Source organism: Paenibacillus mucilaginosus 3016 (assembly GCF_000250655.1).
GTDB lineage: Bacteria > Bacillota > Bacilli > Paenibacillales > NBRC-103111 > Paenibacillus_G > Paenibacillus_G mucilaginosus.
On record NC_016935.1, the window covers coordinates 3,253,738 to 3,272,225 of the forward strand.

An 18,488-nucleotide genomic window follows, 5' to 3' on the forward strand; every position below is an offset into this window, starting at 1 on the left:
TAGTTCATAATTCGACAAAATGGGTAGACACCGTACCATGCCCCTCACTATAATATGAGTAATTGTTCTGCACGTCCCAAGCACACATCACGATTACGCATCAAGGAGGCTTGAAATGCACCCGACCGAACAGGGTATCGAAGGCTCGTATGACTGGGTCCTCGTCCTGCTGTCCTATCTTATTGCCGTCATCGCTTCGTATACCGCTCTCGATATGGGAGGACGGGTTTCTTCTTCGCAAGGCCGTGCCCGCTCGGCCTGGCTGCTCTGCGGCGCCGCAGCGATGGGGATCGGCATCTGGTCCATGCACTTTGTGGCGATGCTGGCTTTCCGGCTGCCTGTACATACCAGCTATGATCTCGGGCTCGTTCTGCTGTCCATGCTGTTTGCGGTTCTGGGATCCTATGCAGCCTTGTTCATGATCGCCCGGCCGCAGCTGACCGTGGGCCGGCTGAGCACTGGGAGCCTGCTTATGGGCAGCGCGGTGGCGGCTATGCATTATACCGGTATGGCTTCCATGCGGATGGAAGCTGTCATCACGTATGCGCCGGTGCCTTTTGCCGCATCGCTTGTCATCGCCGTAGGCGCTTCGGCGGCGGCCATGTGGCTTACCTTTTACTTCCGCGGGGAAGGCGGCATCAGGGCCTTCTACCGCAAGCTGATCAGCGGTCTTGTCATGGGCGGGGCCATTGTCGGCATGCACTACACGGGGATGGCGGCGGCGCACTTTACCGAAAGCGGGGCTTCGGCCCACGGCATGGTGATGGGAGGCGCGTATCTTGGTTATGCGGTTGGCCTCGCCACGCTGATCGTGCTGTCCACCGCCCTCGTGACGGCCTTCTTCGACCGCCGGATCGCCAGTGCCACGGCCAAGCTGTCGGAGAGCGAGCAGCAGTTCAAATCGCTGTTCGAGCATAATCTAGACGGGGTTGTCGCCTTTGATCTGCAGGGCAGGGTTACCGCTGTCAATCCGGCGGTGACAAGGATCACGGGGTACACCCAGGAGGAGTCGCTGGAAATTCATCTGACCGAGCTCCGCTCCGCCTCGAACCCGGGAGACCTTCAGAGGTATTTTCACCAGGCTGTCTCCGAGAATTCGTCCGTTAAGTTCGAGTCCGTAGTTCGGCATAAGCGGGGGCATGAGGTGGCCGTCATCGTTACTACGGTGCCGATTGTCGTAGACGAAGAGGTCACCGGCGTCTACGGCATTATTCAGGATATTACGAGGAACAGGGAGGCCGAGCAGCTGATCAAGCATATGGCCTACCATGATGATCTCACGGGACTGCCGAACCGCCGGTATCTGCTTGCCCGGATCCGGGAGCTTGGCACGAACCCCGGTGCGATGCTGCTGCTGCTCGACATCGACCGATTCAAAATGTTGAACGACTCGATCGGGGCAAGACTGGGAGATGAACTCCTGCGCCAGCTTGCCGGAAGACTCCGGTCGGAGGCGGGCGAGGCCGGTACGGCCGCCCGGATCGGCAGCGACGAATTCGCGGTCCTCTTCCCCTGGAGCGGGGGACAGGGGGAACCGGAGAAGCTGGCCGGCCGGATCATGGAGGCGCTCAGCCGGCAGTATGACCTGGATGCGCACAAGCTGCATCTCAGTGTCAGCGCAGGCTACGACCTGTCGGCCGGCTGCGATAACCATGAGCTTCTGCTGGAGCACGCGGGCACAGCCTTGTTCCAGTCGAAGAAGGAGGGGCTCGGCAGAGCGCTGGCGTACACCGCGGAGATGGATGCCGCGACAAGGGAGAAGCTGGAGCTCGAGAAGGGACTGCGCGAGGCTCTGGAGCGGGAGCAGTTCGAGGTGCATTACCAGCCGCAGCTCGATATGTTCGGGAACCTGATCGGCTCGGAGGCGCTCGTGCGCTGGCGGCATCCGGAGCGCGGGTATATTCCGCCGGGTGTCTTCATCCCGGTGGCGGAAGAGAACGGTCTCATCAATCCGATCGGCAGCTGGGTGCTGCGGACCGCCTGCCGGCAGAACCGCGCTTGGCAGCTCGAAGGCCGGGCGCCCGTGCCGGTGTCCGTCAACCTGTCGATCAAGCAGTTCGAGCAGCCGAACCTCGTGGAGATCGTGCAGTCCGCCCTCGCCGATTCCGGTCTTACGCCGCAGTATCTCGAGCTTGAGATCACCGAGAGCATGGCGATGAATGCCGCGGCCACCGAAGGCACACTCTACCTGCTCAAGGCGCTCGGCGTCAAAGTCAGCATGGACGACTTCGGTACGGGCTACAGCTCGCTGAGCTACCTGAACCGGTTCCCGATCGACAAGCTGAAGATCGACCAGTCCTTTGTCCGCGACCTCTTCAAGGAGGAGAGCGGGGCGTCGATCGTCGCCACGATCGTTGCCATGGCCCATCACCTGAAGCTGTCGGTGATCGCCGAAGGCGTGGAGACCCGTGAGCAGCTGGAGTTTCTGCGCGAGCAGAAGTGCGATCAGGTGCAGGGCTATTATTACAGCCCGCCCCTGAAGCCCGAGGCGTTCAGCCGGTTCTGGGACGAGCTGGAGAACGGAACGAAGAAGGGGTAGACGCCCCTGCTGCCGGACCGGATAGGGCCGGAATACGCCAAAGCCGCCAATCCTGCAGATGCTGGATTGGCGGCTTATTATTTTCGCTCGATGTAATTATTTTTGCGTTCCGTTGAGCTTCGCTCAAAGGTCACTTACAAAAATAATACATCTCGCTGGCAGAAAAAGATAAAAGACAAAAGATAAAAAAGAACCATCACACTTACATCTTGCTGGCAGAAAAAGATAAAAGCATTAAAGATTACGACTATTCCTTCAACCGCTGGCGCTGAGTGGAGGCTCGTGGAATCAGCGTAGGCAGGAGGAGACGGTTCTCCACCCCGGTCACCGAGCCGTCGATCCGCTCCATGAGCATGGAGGCCGCGTGGATGCCGAGCTCGAAGGTGTCGAGATGCAGACAGGTGAGCGGCGGCGTCGTGTAGGGGGCCAGCGGATAGTCGTCGAAGGTGGCGACGCAGATGTCCCCCGGGACGCGGAAGTTCGCTTCCTGCAGCGCCTGGAGCACGCCGAAGGCGACGTAATTGCTGATGGTGATGATCCCGTCGGGGGCATATCCCGAAGCCAGGAGCTCCTTCGTCAGCCGATATCCTTCGGCTGCGCTTCCTTCGCAGCAGGAGACCGTGCCTTCGAGGCCGTGGGCCTTCAGGCTCCGGTGGAACCCCGTGCTGCGGCTTTCGAAGATCGAGTCGGCGGGCTCGCCGCCCAGGAACGCAAGCTTCCGGCAGCCCTGCTCCACGAGGTGGTCCGTCAGCATGCCGGATCCGAGGGCGTTGTCGATATCGACGGAGCTGACCCCTTCGGTATCCGCAATCCGCCCGATGGAGACGAAGGGGAATTCGAGCTGAAGCAGCTCATCGACCTGTTCCCGCGTCAGGATGGATTTCTCCATAATGAGCCCGTCGACCTTACGTCCGCGGACCAGCCGGTTCATGAAGTTGTCCGGGCCCGAAGACTGGATGTTCGAGATCGTCAGCTCGTAATGAAGCGGGCCGGCCACACTCTCGATTCCGCCGATGATCGTGTAGAAGAAGTGGTTGAGAAAATCGGCCCTTCGTGACAAGTCGACCAGCATTCCGATCGTGGAGCTGCTCTGTCTTGCCAGCTGGGTGGCGATGGTGCTCGGCGTATAGTTCATCTGCTTCATGATGGCCCGCACCCGGCGTTTGGTGTCGGGGGATACGGTTGGCGCATCGTTCATGACTTTGGACACCGTCGATTTGGCAACGTTCGCCGCCCTGGCGATGTCGTTGATCGTTACTTTTTTCATGGGAAGCCGCTTCTTTCGTTCAAATAAGGTAGGACTTACGCGGATGTCAGCGCACAAGCGCATCCATCACCCGGCTCGTCCGGATAGCTGTGGCCGCAGTGCTCGGGGAGCTTCCGCGTCCGAGGAGCTCGTCCACGATATGCTGGATGAGCGGCTGCTGCACGTGGGCGGGATTCGGGATGAGCAGCTCTTCCACGGACCCGTCCCGCAGCAGCCGTACGGGCGCTTCGGTGAAGGTGGAGAACTCGATGCGTCCCCGGGTGCCTGTTATTTCGTTATACTCCAGGTTCCGGTCCGCCGCAAAGCACCAGGTGCCGGTGCCGTGCGCGCCGGATTCGAACCGGTAGGCGCCCGTTACCGTGTCCTTGGCTTCATAGTAGCCGCCGAGGTTCGAGGAGAACCCGCTGGCGGCGCCGATGGGGCCGAGCAGGTAATCAAGCAGGTCGAGCGTATGGCTCGCCAGGTCGAAGAAGTAGCCGCCGCCCGACAGCTCGGGCCGGGTCCGCCAGGAGGCCGAGGTGCCGTTCACCTCATCCGGCTTGGGCCTGGCCACATGCATGGTATTGACGGCAAGCACCTCGCCGATCGCTCCGGCGTCCAGCCACTGCTTCACCTGAACGAACCGCGGAAGCGCCCTCCGGTAGTAGGCGACGTAGATGGGGACGCCGCTGCGTTCGGAGGCGGCCGTCATTTCTTCGCATTCCGCCGCATTCAGCGCCATCGGCTTCTCGACGTACACGGGCTTGCCGGCCCGGCACGCTTCAATGGCATACGATTTGTGGAACGCGGGCGGCGTTGCGATATAGACGGCGTCCACTTCCTCGTCCGCAATGAGATCTTCGGCCTGGTCGTACCATTTCGGTATGCCGTGCCCTTCTTGCGTAATCCTCCGCAAGCCGCCCGTCTCTTCTCATCACGGCGGTCAGCCGGGAGCCGTCGGCCTGCTGGAGCGCCGGACCGCTTTTGACTTCCGTCACATTGCCGCAGCCGATGATGCCCCATCTGATCTCTTTGTTCATCCTTTGCCTCATCCTCTCCTGCCGGCATTTGGTCCCATCCATTATATCAAGGGGGGGAGCGGGGGGCCACTTTCTTTTCCCCGGTGGCGGAGGCGGCCCTCTGTCTTGTCTTTTTTTGGAGAGCAGTGCTATAATGTGAGATACCATCGGATGCTTTCCGGATTTTGGGACACGTTCGTTCCGCCTGCAGTTCCCGTTCTTGATGCGGTGTACCTGGGAGGACGGCACAAGATACAGCTCTCACACCCCCTGTAACAGCATGAGCGGGGTCTTTGGTATGAATTTGGAGAAGGTTCACAAAGTGGGCTACAACGGTAGAGATGGGGGCTGTTTCGATATGAAAAAGATACTGGTTGTCGATGATTCGCTGTTTATGCGCATGATTCTGAAGAATGTGATCCAGGAGCTGGGGTACGAGATTGCGGCCGAGGCGAGCAACGGGATGGAAGCGCTGACAAAATATGAGGAGATCAAACCGGATCTTGTTACGCTCGATATTACGATGCCGGAGATGGACGGGATGACGGCACTCGAGGAGATCCGCAGCCGCGACCCTGAAGCGAAGGTGATCATGGTGTCGGCCATGGGGCAGCAGGCGCTGCTGATCCGGGCGGTTTCCATGGGAGCCAGTGATTTTATCGTGAAGCCGTTCAATAAAGACCGCGTACGCGAGGCGCTCAAGAAGGCATTCGCTTCCTGAGGAGGGGCCGGCCGGAGCTGCTCCTTCGAAGCCCGGTTTGCTGAAGTGAAGCAGGCATGCGGTGCAGATTCCCAATTGAGATAGGGAAAGGGACATCAGAGGAGGCCGGCACTTATGCGGGCCTCTTCAGCATGGCTTCGGGCAGGTGGAGGCCGGCCGCTATTTTGAATTCGGGACAGGTACCCGTTACAATTAAGAGGGGAAAAACCGTCTGCCGGGCATCCCTCACATTTTCGTCGAAGAAGGAGTGAATCGCAATGGAAGTATGGTATCATGGGCATTCCTGCGTCCAGCTGACGCACGGAGGCCATTCCCTGATTATCGATCCGTTCATTTCGGGCAACGGACTGGCCGTTACCCGTCCCGAGGACGTCAAAGTAGATCATATCCTGCTGACGCATGCGCATGCGGATCATATTCTCGATACGGTGCCGATCGCCAAAGCGAACGACGCCACGGTGGTCGCCACCTTCGAGCTGGCCGCCTATATGGGCTGGCAGGGGCTGAAGACCTTCGCGATGAACATCGGAGGGCGGACATCGCTCGGCTACGCGGATGTCGAGATGACGCCGGCGCTGCACAGCTCGGGCATCGTGCTGGAGGAAGAGAAGAAGATCATCTACGGCGGCATGCCGGGCGGCTTCGTCATCAAGTGGGCCGGCTTCACGATCTACCACAGCGGCGACACCTCGCTGTTCTCGGATATGAAGCTGATCGGCGAGCGCCACAGCATTGATCTGGCCTTCCTGCCGATCGGCGATGTCTTCACGATGGGGCCGGAAGACGCGGCGACCGCCGCCGCCTGGCTCGGAGCGAAGTCCGTCGTGCCGCTGCACTTCGACACCTTCCCGCCGATCCGCCAGGATGCGGAGAAGTTCGCGGCAGGGCTGTCGCAGCAGGGCATCCGAGGGATATCAATGCAGCCTGGAGAGAAGCGGGTCCTGGAGGCGTAACAGCCGGGCACCCTGCAGCATAGAGGAGGAATGGGTTGTGGGAGTGTTGGCAATCCCCGTAGAGACAACCGAACAGCTTGAGGAATGCTTCGGCATCCGCAGGCGTGTGTTCGTAGAAGAGCAGCAGGTGCCGGAGGAGGAAGAGATCGACGAGTTCGATGCAAGTCCTGCCGCCTGCCGCCACTGGCTGCTGCGGGATGGAGAAGAGCCGGTCGGCACCGGACGCTGGCGCATGTATGACGGGGAGACGGCCAAGCTGCAGCGGATCGCGGTGCTGAATTCCCGCCGCGGACAAGGCCTCGGCCGGACGATCATCGAGGCGATGGAGCAGGATGTGCGGAAGGCGGGCGTGCCGGCCGTCATTCTTGACGGACAGGTGCAGGCCGAAGCCTTCTACCGCAAGCTCGGCTACGAGACGATCTCGAAGGAGCCGTTCCTTGACGCGGGCATCTGGCATGTCCGGATGCGCAAGGAGCTGCGTCCCGAGGAAGCATAGCATTCAAAGGTAGGGAAGCCTAGCATCCTTGGAAGCATGACAGCCAAGGAAGCATAGAACCCGAGAAAGCATAACACAAAGAAAGCACACCACAAAGAAAGCGAAGGCCCGGGCCTCCGCTTTCTTTGTGTTACGGACTGCAGGCAGCAGACACGGCGGAAGGGAGTCTTCCTGCCGAATGCCTGCAAGCCCGCTCAAGCTTGTCAGCCGTTATTCCCCGCCGGCAAACTTCTTCGTGATCGTCTGAGCGGGCACCGGCCTGCTGAGCAGGTAGCCCTGAATCGCCGCACAGCGGCTGCGGGCCAGCCGTTCGCGCTGCTCCTCGGTCTCCACCCCTTCGGCCACCGTCCCCATGCCGAAGCTCAGGGCCAGGGTGATCAGGGCTTCGGCGATCGCGCCGTTGCCGCCCTCGTCCGTCATCTCCTGCACAAACGAGCGGTCGATCTTGATCGTCTTCACCGGGAGCTGCCGGATGAGTCCGAGCGACGAATAGCCCGTCCCGAAATCGTCGAGGGAGATCGAGACGCCGAGCTGGGCCAGATCCAGCAGCATCCGGCGGGTGTGCTCGAGGTCCCGCACGGCGGCCGTCTCGGTGATCTCGAGGATGAGCAGCTCCGGCGGAAGACCGGTCTGCTCCAGGACGGCACGCACCTCTTCAGGGAATCCGGAGCGCATGAGCTGGGCGGCCGACACATTGACCGAGACGGTCCATCGCTGCCCGAGGTCGTACCAGGCTTTGTTCTGCCTGCACGCTTCCCCCAGCACCCACTGGCCGATCGGCACGATGAGGCCGCACTCCTCCGCCACCGGGATGAACTCGACCGGAGGGACCAGGCCGGAGGCACCGGGCGCATTCCAGCGGATGAGGGCCTCCATGCCGATGATCCGGCCGGAAGAGAGCTCCGCCTGTGGCTGGTAATGCAGGACGAGCTCGCCGCGGTCGAGAGCCAGCCGCAGCCGCTGTTCCAGGCTGAAGCGGGCTTCGGACAAGCGGTTCATCTCCAGATCATAGACGCTGACGCGGTTCTTCCCAAGGCTCTTCGCCCGGTACATGGCATTGTCGGCATGCTTCATGAGCGTCTCGGTATCCGTACCGTCCTCGGGGTAGTGGGCGATGCCGATGCTCGACGTCAAGTGAAGCTCCTGGCTGTCAAGCACGAACGGCCGGCGGATCTCCTTCAGTATGAGGTGTGCCAGGTCCTCCGCTTCCCCGCGGTCCAGGTCGGCAAGCAGGACAAGGAACTCGTCCCCGCCCAGTCTTGCGATGAGATGCGGCCCCGGGACCGCCGACTTCAGGGATTCCGCCACATGCTGGAGCAGCTGATCGCCCGTGCCGTGACCGAGGACATCGTTGATCTGCTTGAACCGGTCGAGATCCAGCAGCAGGACGGCCATCCGCCGGTCCGGGTTCTCTTTGGCAAGCTCACCGAACCGTTTGTGGAACAGAGCCCGGTTTCCGACACGAGTCAGGGGATCGGTGTACGCCATCTCCCGGATCCGGTCCTCCGTAAGCTTCACGTCCGTCACGTCCCGGACGATATCCATCCGCAGCAGCTCATCTTCATATTCGAAGTAATCGCAGTCCAGGGCGACATGCATCACTTCGCCTTTTGCCGTAGTAAGGGGGAACACCAAGCCGCGGTGACGCTCCTGCCGGTCGAAGTCCCCGCGGAAATGAGCCAGCATGGCCTCGCGTTCTTCCTCGGGAAAAATCTCGAGCAGCGAGCTGCCCGGGGAGAGAGCAATATGGAACATGTTCTCCACCATGGGATTCAGCTCACGGATGCGGGCGGAGCTGTCCAGCACCATGATGCTGTGCGGGCTCGTCTCGAACAGGATGCGGAATCGGTTGCCGATCGAGGTCAGGAAACCGTATTTGACCATCAGGTAGCGGATCATCGCGGCCCAGATCACGGTGCCGTACACGAAGAACAGGGACGGAAGCGGCATCGGCGGCGGGAGCAGCTCGGCGAGCACCCCGAAGACCAGCACCCAGATGAAGAGGATCGAGGACGATGCGGCAAGGATCGTGTACTTGCGTTTCATCCGCTCGGTCGGGACCCGCCGTCTGGCCAGCAGCAGCAGCGGGACGAAGGCGGAGATATAGAAGAGCACGAAGATCATCAGGGCAAAGTAGCCCGAGGGCTCGATCACGAGCTTGTTCCAGGGACCGACCGCCTCGGTGCCGGTGAAGATCAGTTCCGTATGGCCTGTCTGGAAGATCAGCGCTAGAACCAGGGGAGGCGCATAACAGATGCCGTAGTAGAGCAGAGGATGCAGCCGTTCGTTCCAACGAACAAATTGGGTATAAAAATGGTAGGCGAATCCGATCGACAACCCTGCCGAGATTCCCGACCAGTTCTCCACAATCGCAATCGAATACTCGGGAGGCAGCAGCGCCCGCACCATCTCACCGAAGAAGAAGGAGGCGAGGGACAGCATCAGGGCGGCGGCCGTGCGGCTTTTGGCATCATGGCGCCATTCCATCTCGCAAGCCATAATCAGGCACAGAAGGCCGGGGAAAAAATAAAAGCCCCACAGCAGATAAGAAGTCAGTGTCATGGTGAACCTCCATATGTAGAACAGCCCAAACCATATAGTTTCAGTTTACCTTAAGATTCGACAAAAGTAACCGTTTTCCTCCCTGCCGGTTTATGCCATTGAAAGTGCAGGTGTCCTATAGAGAGAATTGGGAGGATATGTTAGACTATTGAACTATCGGCCGGACCCTGTAAGCCGCAGCCGACCAAACTGACTCAGACCGAGGTGACAAGCATGGCCAAAGGGCTTCCCAAAATTCCCATACGCGATTATGTGCTCCTGCTGTCCCAATACCTGAAAAACCAGCGGAGGAGCATGCTGCTGCTGACCTTCCTGCTGCTCTTCGGCATCGCCATGCAGCTCATCACGCCGCAGATCATACGCTATTTCATCGATACGGCACAGTCGCAGCCGAGCTCCCGGCCGCTCTATTACGCGGCGGGGCTTTTCCTCGCAGCTACGCTGCTGCAGCAGATCGTCAACGTGGGGGCGACCTACGTCGGGGCGAGCGTCGGCTGGATTGCGACCAACCAGCTGCGGCTGGATGTCGCCTCCCACTGTCTGCGGCTCGATATGTCGTTTCACAAATCCCAGACCTCCGGCGCCATCATCGAGCGGGTAGACGGGGACATCAACGCGCTGTCGAATTTCTTCTCGAGCTTCGTCATTACGCTGCTGAGCAACGTGATCCTGGTGGCCGGCATGCTGGTGCTGCTCTTCCGCGAGGGATGGCTGATCGGGACGGGAATGCTGTTCTTCGTGCTATTCGCCCTGGCCTCCATTCAATACATACGCCGCTTCGCCGTCCCCCATTGGGGCAAGCTCAGGGAGATCAGCGCCCGGTTCTACGGCTTTCTCGGGGAGCATCTCGAGGGAACGGAGGACACAAGGGCGAACGGGGCGACGGGCTACGTCATGTTCCGCTTCCATCAGCTCCTCAGGGAGTGGCTTCCGCTGCGCATCCGCGCTTTCCTCGGGTGGGCTTCGATGTGGATCACCACGCTGATCGTGTTCACGATCGGCAGCGCCGTCGCTTTCGCGATCAGCTACAGCCTGTGGAAGCAGGGGGCAATTACGCTCGGCACCGTGTACATGATCTTCTATTATACGGAGCTCATGGCCAAACCCATCGAGCAGATCCGCACCCAGATGGAGGATCTGCAGAAAGCCGACGCGAGCATCCTCCGGGTGAGGGAGCTGCTGGCCACCCCGGCCGCCATCCAGGACGGCCCCGGGACACCGGTGCCGGAAGGCCCGCTGTCCGTCGAGTTCGACCGGGTCTCCTTCAGCTATGACGGCTCCGGCCGGACGCTCGACGGCTTAAGCTTCCGCCTTGAGCCGGGCCAGGTGCTCGGGCTGCTCGGCCGTACGGGGAGCGGCAAGACGACGCTCGCCCGCCTGCTGCTCCGCTTCTACGATGCGGACGAAGGCGAGATCCGCATCGGCGGAACGGAGATCCGTGAACCGAAGCTGCAGCAGCTGCGGGGGCGTGTCGGCATGGTGACACAGAATATTGAGATCTTCCAGGGGACGCTGCGCGACAACCTGACCTTCTTCGACGATACGATCGGCGATGAGCGGGTGTCGGGGGTCCTGAGGGAGCTCGGCCTCCACGGCTGGCTGGAGTCGCTGCCGCAGGGGCTGGATACCCAGCTGGAATCCGGAGGCGGGGGATTGTCCGCAGGCGAAGCCCAGCTGCTGTCCTTCGCCCGGGTGTTCCTCGCCGATCCGGGGCTCGTCATTCTCGATGAAGCCTCTTCCCGGCTGGACCCGGCAACCGAGCAGCGGATCGAACGGGCGATGAACCGGCTGCTCGTCGGGCGCACCTGTATTATCATTGCCCACCGGCTGGCCACCATCGAGAGGGCCGACCGCATCCTGATTCTGCAGGAGGGCCGGATCATCGAGGAGGGGGAACGGGAGACGCTGCGGCGTGACCCGGGCTCCCGCTACGCCCGGATGCTGCAGGTGGGAATGGAGGAGATGCTGGTATGACGACCTTTACCTTCTTGTGGCGGCTGACCCGCTACCGGCTCGGGCTCTATTTCCTGAACGCGCTGGCTTGGACCCTGATCTACCTGGCGCCGATCGTGCCGGGACTGCTCACCAAAGCGTTCTTCGACATGCTGTCCGGCAGCTCGCCGTATGAGCTGGGCCTGGGCATGATTATCGTGCTGCTTGTCGCGGCGGCGCTCGGGCGTGTGGTGCTCATTATTTTCGGGTTCATGACCGATGTCCAGTTCCGCTTCCGGATCGGCGGCCTGCTCCGCCGCAACCTGCTCAGCCACGTGCTGAAGGAACCGGGGGCCCGTGCGATCCCGACCTCCCCGGGTGAGGCGATCTCCTCGTTCCGGGACGATGTCGAGCAGGTGGAGGAGACGGTGAGCTGGTCGGTGGACGCGTTCGGCATGACGCTGTTCGCGGCGGTCTCCTGCTACATCCTGATCGGGATCAACGCTCAGATGACCTTGTGGGTATTCCTGCCGCTTGTCCTCGTGGTGACCGTCGCCCAGCTGTCCACGGCGATGCTCCAGAAGTACCGGGCCGCCAGCCGAGAGGCGACCAGCCAGGTGACCGGGGCGATCTCGGAGATGTTCAGCACCGTGCAGTCCATCCAGGTGGCCGGCGCCGAAGACCGGGTGATCCGCCGGTTCAAGGAGCTGGGGGAGCAGCGCAGGGAAGCGATGCTGAAGGACCGGCTGCTGAGCACGTCGCTCGAGTCGATCTTCAGCAATGCAGTGAACTTCGGCACAGGGCTGATCCTGATCCTTGCAGCGGATTCCATGCGGACCGGCACGTTCACTGTGGGCGATTTTGCCTTGTTTGTTTACTATTTGAATTTCGTGACGCAGTTTATCCAGAATTTCGGCAAGTTCATGACCTACTTCAAGCAGAGCACCGTTGCGCAGGAGCGGCTGCAGAGCCTGCTGCAGGGTGCCCCGGCCGAGCGGCTGACGGAGCATCATCCGCTGCTGCTTCGCGGGAACCTGCCGGAGCCGCAGGAAGCGGAGCGCAGGCCCGAGGACCGGCTGCAGCAGCTCAGCGTCGCAGGCCTGACCTACCGCTATCCCGAGACGGGGCGGGGGATCGAGGGCATCGACTTCGAGCTTGGCCGCGGCGCCTTCGTCGTGATTACCGGCCGTGTCGGCTCCGGCAAGACGACGCTCGTGCGGACGCTGCTCGGTCTGCTGCCGAAGCAGGCGGGAGAGATCCGGTGGAACGGGAAGCGGGTCGAGGACCCTTCCGAGTTCTTCATCCCGCCGCACAGCGCTTACACCCCGCAGATCCCGCGGCTTTACAGCGATACGCTCCAGAACAACATCCTGCTCGGGATGCGGGCGGACCCGGCCAGGGTTGGCCGCGCCGTACACGCGGCCGTGCTGGAGGAGGACCTTGAGCGGCTCGGTGCGGGAATGGAGACCGTCATCGGCCCGCGGGGTGTGAAGCTCTCCGGCGGGCAGGCCCAGCGGACGGCGGCCGCCCGAATGTTCGTGCGGGAGGCGGAGCTGCTCGTCTTCGACGATCTCTCCAGCGCTCTCGACGTCGACACGGAGAGCCGGCTGTGGGAACGGCTGGAGGAGCAGCGCTCCGGCGCCGCCTGCCTGGTCGTCTCGCACCGCAGGTCGGCCCTGGCCCGGGCGGACCGGATTCTCGTCCTGAAGGACGGCCGCGTCGAGGCCTCGGGACGGCTCGAGGAGCTGCTCGAGAGGAGCGAGGAGCTGCGCCGGCTGTGGTACCGCGGGGAAGAGTAAGGCGCCGCCGGCTTCCGCTAGCGTAGCGCAGACTGCACGATTTTTTGTATCCGTACGTGAACCGTGGTATTTCCCGGGGAAGCGCAGGAGTCGACAGGCTTCGGCACGAAGCGGCACCGCCCGGTCTCCCGGGCAAGGGGCTGCTTCCGGCCCTCGGTTTCAACTGGCAAGCCCTTCCGAGCCGACGGCCGGAAGGGCTTGTTTGTCGTTTGCTTCGCTGCCGGGCAGGGATCATACTCCCGTCAGGGGGTATAGAGCCTGTGCGCGGGGTCATGCAGCATGCTGCATGCTTAAGCCGTGAAGTTGAGCCTCCGTCAAGGGGGCGCGCGAGGTCTTCGTCATGCCGCGTTCGGGTCGGCAGTCTCGGCAAGCCGGCAGCCCGCTGTCCCAGGACCCGCGCCTTCTTACCGGCCGCAGCGGTACAGGAAGGCGTCCAGGGGCATCCTTGTCTGCAGCCCGGTGGCGAGATCCTTGACCTCAACCATGCCGGCCTCGTCCTCTTCCTCGCCGAGGACGAGGAGGTAGGAAGCCCCCGCCCGGACGGCCGTCTTCAGCGCTCCCTTCCAGCCGGCCGGCTCCAGCGGGGAATCGGCAGCCATGCCGGCGCGGCGCAGCGCATCCAGCACAGGCAGCACCCGCGGGCACGCCGCTTCGCTGAGGGGCACGACCCAGACATCGGGCCCCTGCGGGCCGGCATCCGGCAGGGCGCCGGTGTCCCGCAGGAGGAGCAGCGTCCTCTCGAGGCCGACGCCGAAGCCGGCGGCGTGCAGGGGCGGACCGCCGAGCTCCGCGTAGAGCGCATTGTAGCGCCCGCCCCCGGAGACGGCCGAACCGCCGTGCTGGATCTCGAATACGGTTCCCGTGTAATAATCGAGGCCCCGCACCAGCAGCGGGTCGCGCTCATACGGGAGGCCGAGCGAATCCAGGGCGGCGTCGACCCCGCCGGCGTGGCTGCGGCAGGGGGGACAGAGCGACGCCGAGAGCTGCGGGGCCTGCCCGAGCCGGCTCCGGCAGCCGGGCTGCTTGCAGTCGAGCGTGCGCAGCGGGTTCAGCTCGAGCCGCCGGAGGCAGTCGGTGCAGAGCGCTTCCGCATCCTGCCGCAGGTAAGACTGCAGCTTGGCGGCATAGTCCCGCCGGCAGTCCACGCAGCCCACGCTGCCGACGGAGACGGTAAGCCCGGTAACGCCGAGCTCCTCGTAGAAGCGCAGCGCCATGGCCATCAGCTCCGCATCGGCCAGGGGGGAGGCGGAGCCGACCGCCTCCACGCCGAACTGCGTGTGCTGCCGCAGCCTCCCCTGACCCGGCCGCTCATAGCGGAACATCGGGCCGATATAGTAGAGCTTCAGCGGCAGAGGGCCGCTGAAGAGCCGGCCCTGGATTATGGCCCGGGCTGTGCCGGCGGTTCCTTCCGGCCGCAGGGCCAGCTGCCGCCCGCCCCGGTCCGTTAAGGTATACATTTCCTTCTCCACGATGTCCGTCGCATCACCCACGCTGCGGCTGTACAGTTCCTCGTACTCCAGGAGGGGCGTGCGGATTTCCTTGGCATGATGCAGCCGCGCCACCTTTCTTGCAGCGTTTTCCATCCGGTGCCACAGGAAGCTCTCTTCGGGCAGCACGTCTGCCGTGCCGCGGGGGCGAATCCATTCTTTGGTCTTCAGTGCCTTTTCCCTCCTGGTGATAAGTATTGGCGTACAGCAGCTGACGGCTGGCGGCGGGCCGGGAGAACGCAAAAAAGCCCCATCCCTTACGGGACGAGGCTCGGCTCGCGGTACCACCCATGTTACACTGCACCCCGGTCTTCCGCAGAAGGGGAGCACAGCATCTCTCGACAGGGGTCACAACAACTAACCCCTCTTCCGCTGATAACGGTGGAAGTTTCCGGTGCCGCCTACTGGGCTGCCGCGCTGATTGCGCAGAGCGGGTTCGGGACACGGCTCAAGGGTGTGTTTCGGTCTCTTCATACGTCCGGTTCGCACCAGCCACCGGCTCTCTGCACGTACGGGGAAGCGACCTACTCTCCCTGTCAACGCCTGCATGCTATACAATAACAGCAGAGACTGGAATGAATTGGTTCATTCTGTCTCAATCTACCAAGGATTCTACAATGGGAAGCTTCCGGTTGTCAACTCTCGTTTCTGCGGCTGGGTGCCGGAACGGCAGCCGTCCTTCCGGCGTAATCTCAAAGCCCCCATCGACTCAGTGTCTCTGGGCGGGGAAGCTGAGCGTCTCCGAGACGGCCAGCACGTTCTCCTTCGAATCGAGCACTTTGATCTGTACGGCAAGCGTACCGGTTCCGCCGATCAGCTCCCGTGGAACGAGAGCCTGCAGGGTGGATTCGCTGCGCCAGGTGGTCGGCACGGCCTGCCCGTCGACGAAGACCGTGCAGCCGAGTCCGAAGCGGCCGCCTTCGAGGGTCAGCTGCAGGGGGCCGTGCCGTTCGCTGCGGGAGCCGCCCCCGGTGGTGATATCCTGCAGGCGCGGTTGGCCGTACCCCAGCTCGAAGGTTCCTTCGCTGCGCTGGGGGGCGAGGCGCTGGGCCTCGGCGAACTGCTCGGCCTGCCTGCGGGCGTATTCTCCCGCCAGGGCCGGGTCGATCCCGTACCGGGCATAGTGCTCCGCAGGCGGGAGGACAGGGAGCTTCTTCGAGAGCTCGCCCAGGTAGTCCGTATAGTCGCTGCCTTCCCGGCCGGCCATCTTCAGCACATGGGGACCGAGGAAGGAGGGGCTCATATGCAGCTTCTCCGCCTCTCCCCGGGGCAGGTAATTGTTCCAGATCACCAGCGGAACATGGTACATTTTCTCCAGGAAATCGGGATCGTCGGTTCCGGAGATGTACCCGGTATCCACGTAGGCGTTGTACTTCTCAAGGGAGGGCAGGTGGTCGCCGAAGAACACGATGATCGTCGGTTCCCTTACCGTGCTGTAGTGGCTGACGAGGCTCTGCAGCATGCGGTCTGCACCGGACATGCCCTGTGCGAGCGTCTCGGTCAGCCCGATCGTCTCGGCCGATACGCCGTCACCCTTGACGTCGATCGTATTACGCTTGAATTTGCCCGGGTAATAGTGATAATGGTTCTCCATCGTGTTGGCGAAAATAAAGTCCGGACCGTGGCTTCGTTCGCTCTCCTCTGTGATCCGACGGGCGACCGCGGCATCCCCCATATACGGCCCCACGAATTCGTCGGGGTTGAAGAACTCCAGGGGGATGAACCGGGAGAAGCCCAAGTACCGGTAGACATCGGTCGAGGTGAAGAACCACTGGTGGAACGGCGCGATCGCGGTCGCCTTGTAGCCTTGAGCCGACAAAATGGTGGCCAGCGACGGCGTGGGCTGCTTGATATACTGCTCGTACACAACGGAGTCCGGCGGAAAGAAACGGTAAGAGAGGCCGGTCAGCACTTCGAGCTCCACATTGGCCGTGCCGCCCCCGAACATGGGGGAGAGCATCGTTCCGTGCGGAAAGCTATTCTGCAGGGAGTGGAAAAACGGGATCGGATCCCGGCTGAACTGAAGTCCGGGCAGCTGGGTCGGGTCCCAGAACGCTTCACTCAGCACGATGATAATATTGGGCGGCTGCCTGAGCTCCTCGGGGGTGAGGGCTATCGGTTCGCTGAGATCGGGGGGAGGCCCCGGATCGCCCGGCTTGCTGTATTCGGACGCGCTGAAGGTCAGCACTAGGAGGAGGGTGGCGGCGGCTGCAGCCCACCGGAATAAACGCGCCATGGGATCAGTTCTCCTGTATTTTGTATGCGTTTGCGCAGCAGAAAAGTAACGTTATTATACCATGCCGGCCACCCGAGTGATACAGGCGGGACGATTTCGCAGAATTAAATTTATTTGATAAAGGCATGGGGATATGGGGTAAATATGTTTGACATTAACCAAACAAAAACATACTATGTCTATATATGATAAGGTTGAAGGAGAGGGTCCCGTATGAAGGAGCACCAGCCGTCCGAACTCCTGTGGTCCGCATCGCAGGAGGAATTGAAGAAAGGCTACCGGTTCGAGCCGGACAGCGGAGTCTACCGCTGCCTTGCCTGCAGTGCCCAATCCGAGCAGGGCATCATCTACCCTGCCGGGGAGGAGCGTCCGGGTCTGTACCTCGACGCAGGCCGGTGGATGAAGGAGCACATTGCATCGGCGCATGGCTCCATGATGCATTATTTGAGCAGTCTCGACAAGAAGTGGACCGGCCTCTCGGATCTGCAGCGCAGCCTGCTGCTCTTGTTCCACGAGGGCCACAGCGATGCGGAGATCGTCAAGAAGGTGGGGGGCGGCAGCGCTTCGACGATCCGCAATCACCGCTTCATGCTCCGGGAGAAGGAGAAGCAGGCCCGGCTGTTCCTGGCGATGATGGAGCTCCTGAGGGAGAGCAAGGAACAGGCGCCGAAGCCGTCCGGTGCAGCCGGGCAGGCGATCTCCCCGGACGAGGAGCTGCCCGAAGGGCTCGGCAAGCTGTTCCCCCAGGGGGCGCACGGTCCGCTGAAGCGCTGGCCCGGCAAGGAAAGCCTGCGCATCCGGATCGCGGGGCTGCTCGCCCAGCGGTTCGAGCCCCATAAGCGCTACACGGAGAAGGAAGTCAATGATGTGCTTGAACAAGCTTGGCCGGATTACGCCGTCCTGCGGCGCTACATGGTCGAATACGGCTTTATGGAGCGCAAAGACGACGGCAGTGCATATTGGCTGGCGGAAGAGAAAGATTCTACCGGCACGGAAGCGGCCGCAGAGGCTGACTCCGGAAGCGTGGGGGCCAAGCCGAGCCGCGAGAAGCGCAAGGAGCTCGTGCAGGCGTATCAGGAAACCGAGCGGCCGGCCGGTGTGTTCCGAGTGATCAACCGACGCACGGGCCGCATGCTCATCGGCTCTTCCCGCAATCTCGGGGGGATGAAGAACCGGATCTGGTTCCAGCTCGAGAGCGGCAGCCATCCGAGCAAGGAACTGCAGGAGGAGTTCCGGGCGTCGGACGGGGAGGGCATCGACTTCGAGGTGCTGGAGGAGCTTCCGCTGCGCGGGATCAATGCCGACGAGGCGGGCAAGCTGCTGGCCCAGCTGGAAGCCAAGTGGATGGACGAGCTGAAGCCCTATGGGGAGCGCGGCTATCACCCGGAACCGCGGGAGGGCGGCAGCGGCCGTTAGGCAAATGTAAGTCAGGCGTCAGGCACATAAACTTTTCAAACCCGGCAGGGGTGCGCTATGATAGAAAAGGATTCTGCTTCAC

General features: G+C 62.1%; 11 protein-coding genes, 1 pseudogene and 1 other annotated feature. Of the genes and pseudogenes, 7 read left to right on the forward strand and 5 right to left on the reverse strand.

Translation table 11 applies throughout. The features are described from left to right. Nucleotides 1-115 precede the first annotated feature (115 nt). Nucleotides 116-2,539: an EAL domain-containing protein gene (locus tag PM3016_RS13960; protein ID WP_014369939.1), complete on the forward strand. Its 2,424-nt coding sequence runs from the start codon at nt 116-118 to the stop codon at nt 2,537-2,539. Nucleotides 2,540-2,786: 247 nt separating this feature from the next. Here the strand turns inward: PM3016_RS13960 and PM3016_RS13965 are convergent, their stop codons facing one another. Together PM3016_RS13965 and PM3016_RS13970 are read right to left on the reverse strand one after the other, a co-directional pair. Then, complete coding sequence (locus PM3016_RS13965; RefSeq protein ID WP_014369940.1) at nt 2,787-3,806, reverse strand: LacI family DNA-binding transcriptional regulator; 1,020 nt, start codon at nt 3,804-3,806, stop codon at nt 2,787-2,789. A gap of 46 nt (nt 3,807-3,852) precedes the next feature. Beyond that, a pseudogene (locus PM3016_RS13970) lies at nt 3,853-4,825 on the reverse strand (Gfo/Idh/MocA family protein). Between the two features lie 337 nt (nt 4,826-5,162). On the opposite strand from PM3016_RS13970, the gene PM3016_RS13975 reads away from it, so the two are divergent. The 3 genes from PM3016_RS13975 (at nt 5,163) to PM3016_RS13985 (ending at nt 6,974) form a co-directional block, all read left to right on the forward strand. After that, a complete protein-coding gene (locus PM3016_RS13975; RefSeq protein ID WP_014650693.1) occupies nt 5,163-5,525 on the forward strand; it encodes a response regulator in 363 nt (120 codons plus the stop codon). 257 nt (nt 5,526-5,782) lie between these two features. Next, a complete protein-coding gene (locus PM3016_RS13980) occupies nt 5,783-6,478 on the forward strand; it encodes a metal-dependent hydrolase (protein ID WP_014369942.1) in 696 nt (231 codons plus the stop codon). A 37-nt stretch (nt 6,479-6,515) separates the two neighbouring features. Continuing rightward, on the forward strand, nt 6,516-6,974 hold the full coding sequence (locus PM3016_RS13985; RefSeq protein ID WP_014369943.1) for a GNAT family N-acetyltransferase: 459 nt from the start codon (nt 6,516-6,518) through the stop codon (nt 6,972-6,974). Nucleotides 6,975-7,184: 210 nt separating this feature from the next. Here PM3016_RS13985 and PM3016_RS13990 read toward each other — a convergent pair whose 3' ends face one another. Continuing rightward, on the reverse strand, nt 7,185-9,536 hold the full coding sequence (locus PM3016_RS13990) for a putative bifunctional diguanylate cyclase/phosphodiesterase (protein ID WP_014369944.1): 2,352 nt from the start codon (nt 9,534-9,536) through the stop codon (nt 7,185-7,187). A gap of 213 nt (nt 9,537-9,749) precedes the next feature. Between PM3016_RS13990 and PM3016_RS13995 the strand changes: the two genes are divergently transcribed. Both PM3016_RS13995 and PM3016_RS14000 read left to right on the forward strand, forming a co-directional pair. Then, nucleotides 9,750-11,510 (forward strand): ABC transporter ATP-binding protein, encoded by a 1,761-nt coding sequence (locus PM3016_RS13995; RefSeq protein ID WP_014369945.1) that lies wholly within the window; start codon nt 9,750-9,752, stop codon nt 11,508-11,510. Beyond that, nucleotides 11,507-13,267: an ABC transporter ATP-binding protein gene (locus tag PM3016_RS14000; protein ID WP_014369946.1), complete on the forward strand. Its 1,761-nt coding sequence runs from the start codon at nt 11,507-11,509 to the stop codon at nt 13,265-13,267. The genes PM3016_RS13995 and PM3016_RS14000 overlap by 4 nt, the downstream gene beginning before the upstream one ends. Before the next feature lie 404 nt (nt 13,268-13,671). On the opposite strand, the gene hisS is transcribed toward PM3016_RS14000, so the two are convergent. Continuing rightward, the gene (gene hisS / locus PM3016_RS14005) at nt 13,672-14,997 is read right to left on the reverse strand and encodes a histidine--tRNA ligase (RefSeq protein WP_014369947.1); all 1,326 of its coding nucleotides are present in this window, start codon (nt 14,995-14,997) and stop codon (nt 13,672-13,674) included. A gap of 14 nt (nt 14,998-15,011) precedes the next feature. After that, nucleotides 15,012-15,303: a binding site (T-box leader), on the reverse strand. A 160-nt stretch (nt 15,304-15,463) separates the two neighbouring features. Continuing rightward, nucleotides 15,464-16,990 (reverse strand): LTA synthase family protein, encoded by a 1,527-nt coding sequence (locus PM3016_RS14010; RefSeq protein WP_014369948.1) that lies wholly within the window; start codon nt 16,988-16,990, stop codon nt 15,464-15,466. A 213-nt stretch (nt 16,991-17,203) separates the two neighbouring features. Between PM3016_RS14010 and PM3016_RS14015 the strand changes: the two genes are divergently transcribed. After that, nucleotides 17,204-18,406 (forward strand): DUF2087 domain-containing protein, encoded by a 1,203-nt coding sequence (locus PM3016_RS14015; protein ID WP_014369949.1) that lies wholly within the window; start codon nt 17,204-17,206, stop codon nt 18,404-18,406. Nucleotides 18,407-18,488: the final 82 nt, after the last annotated feature.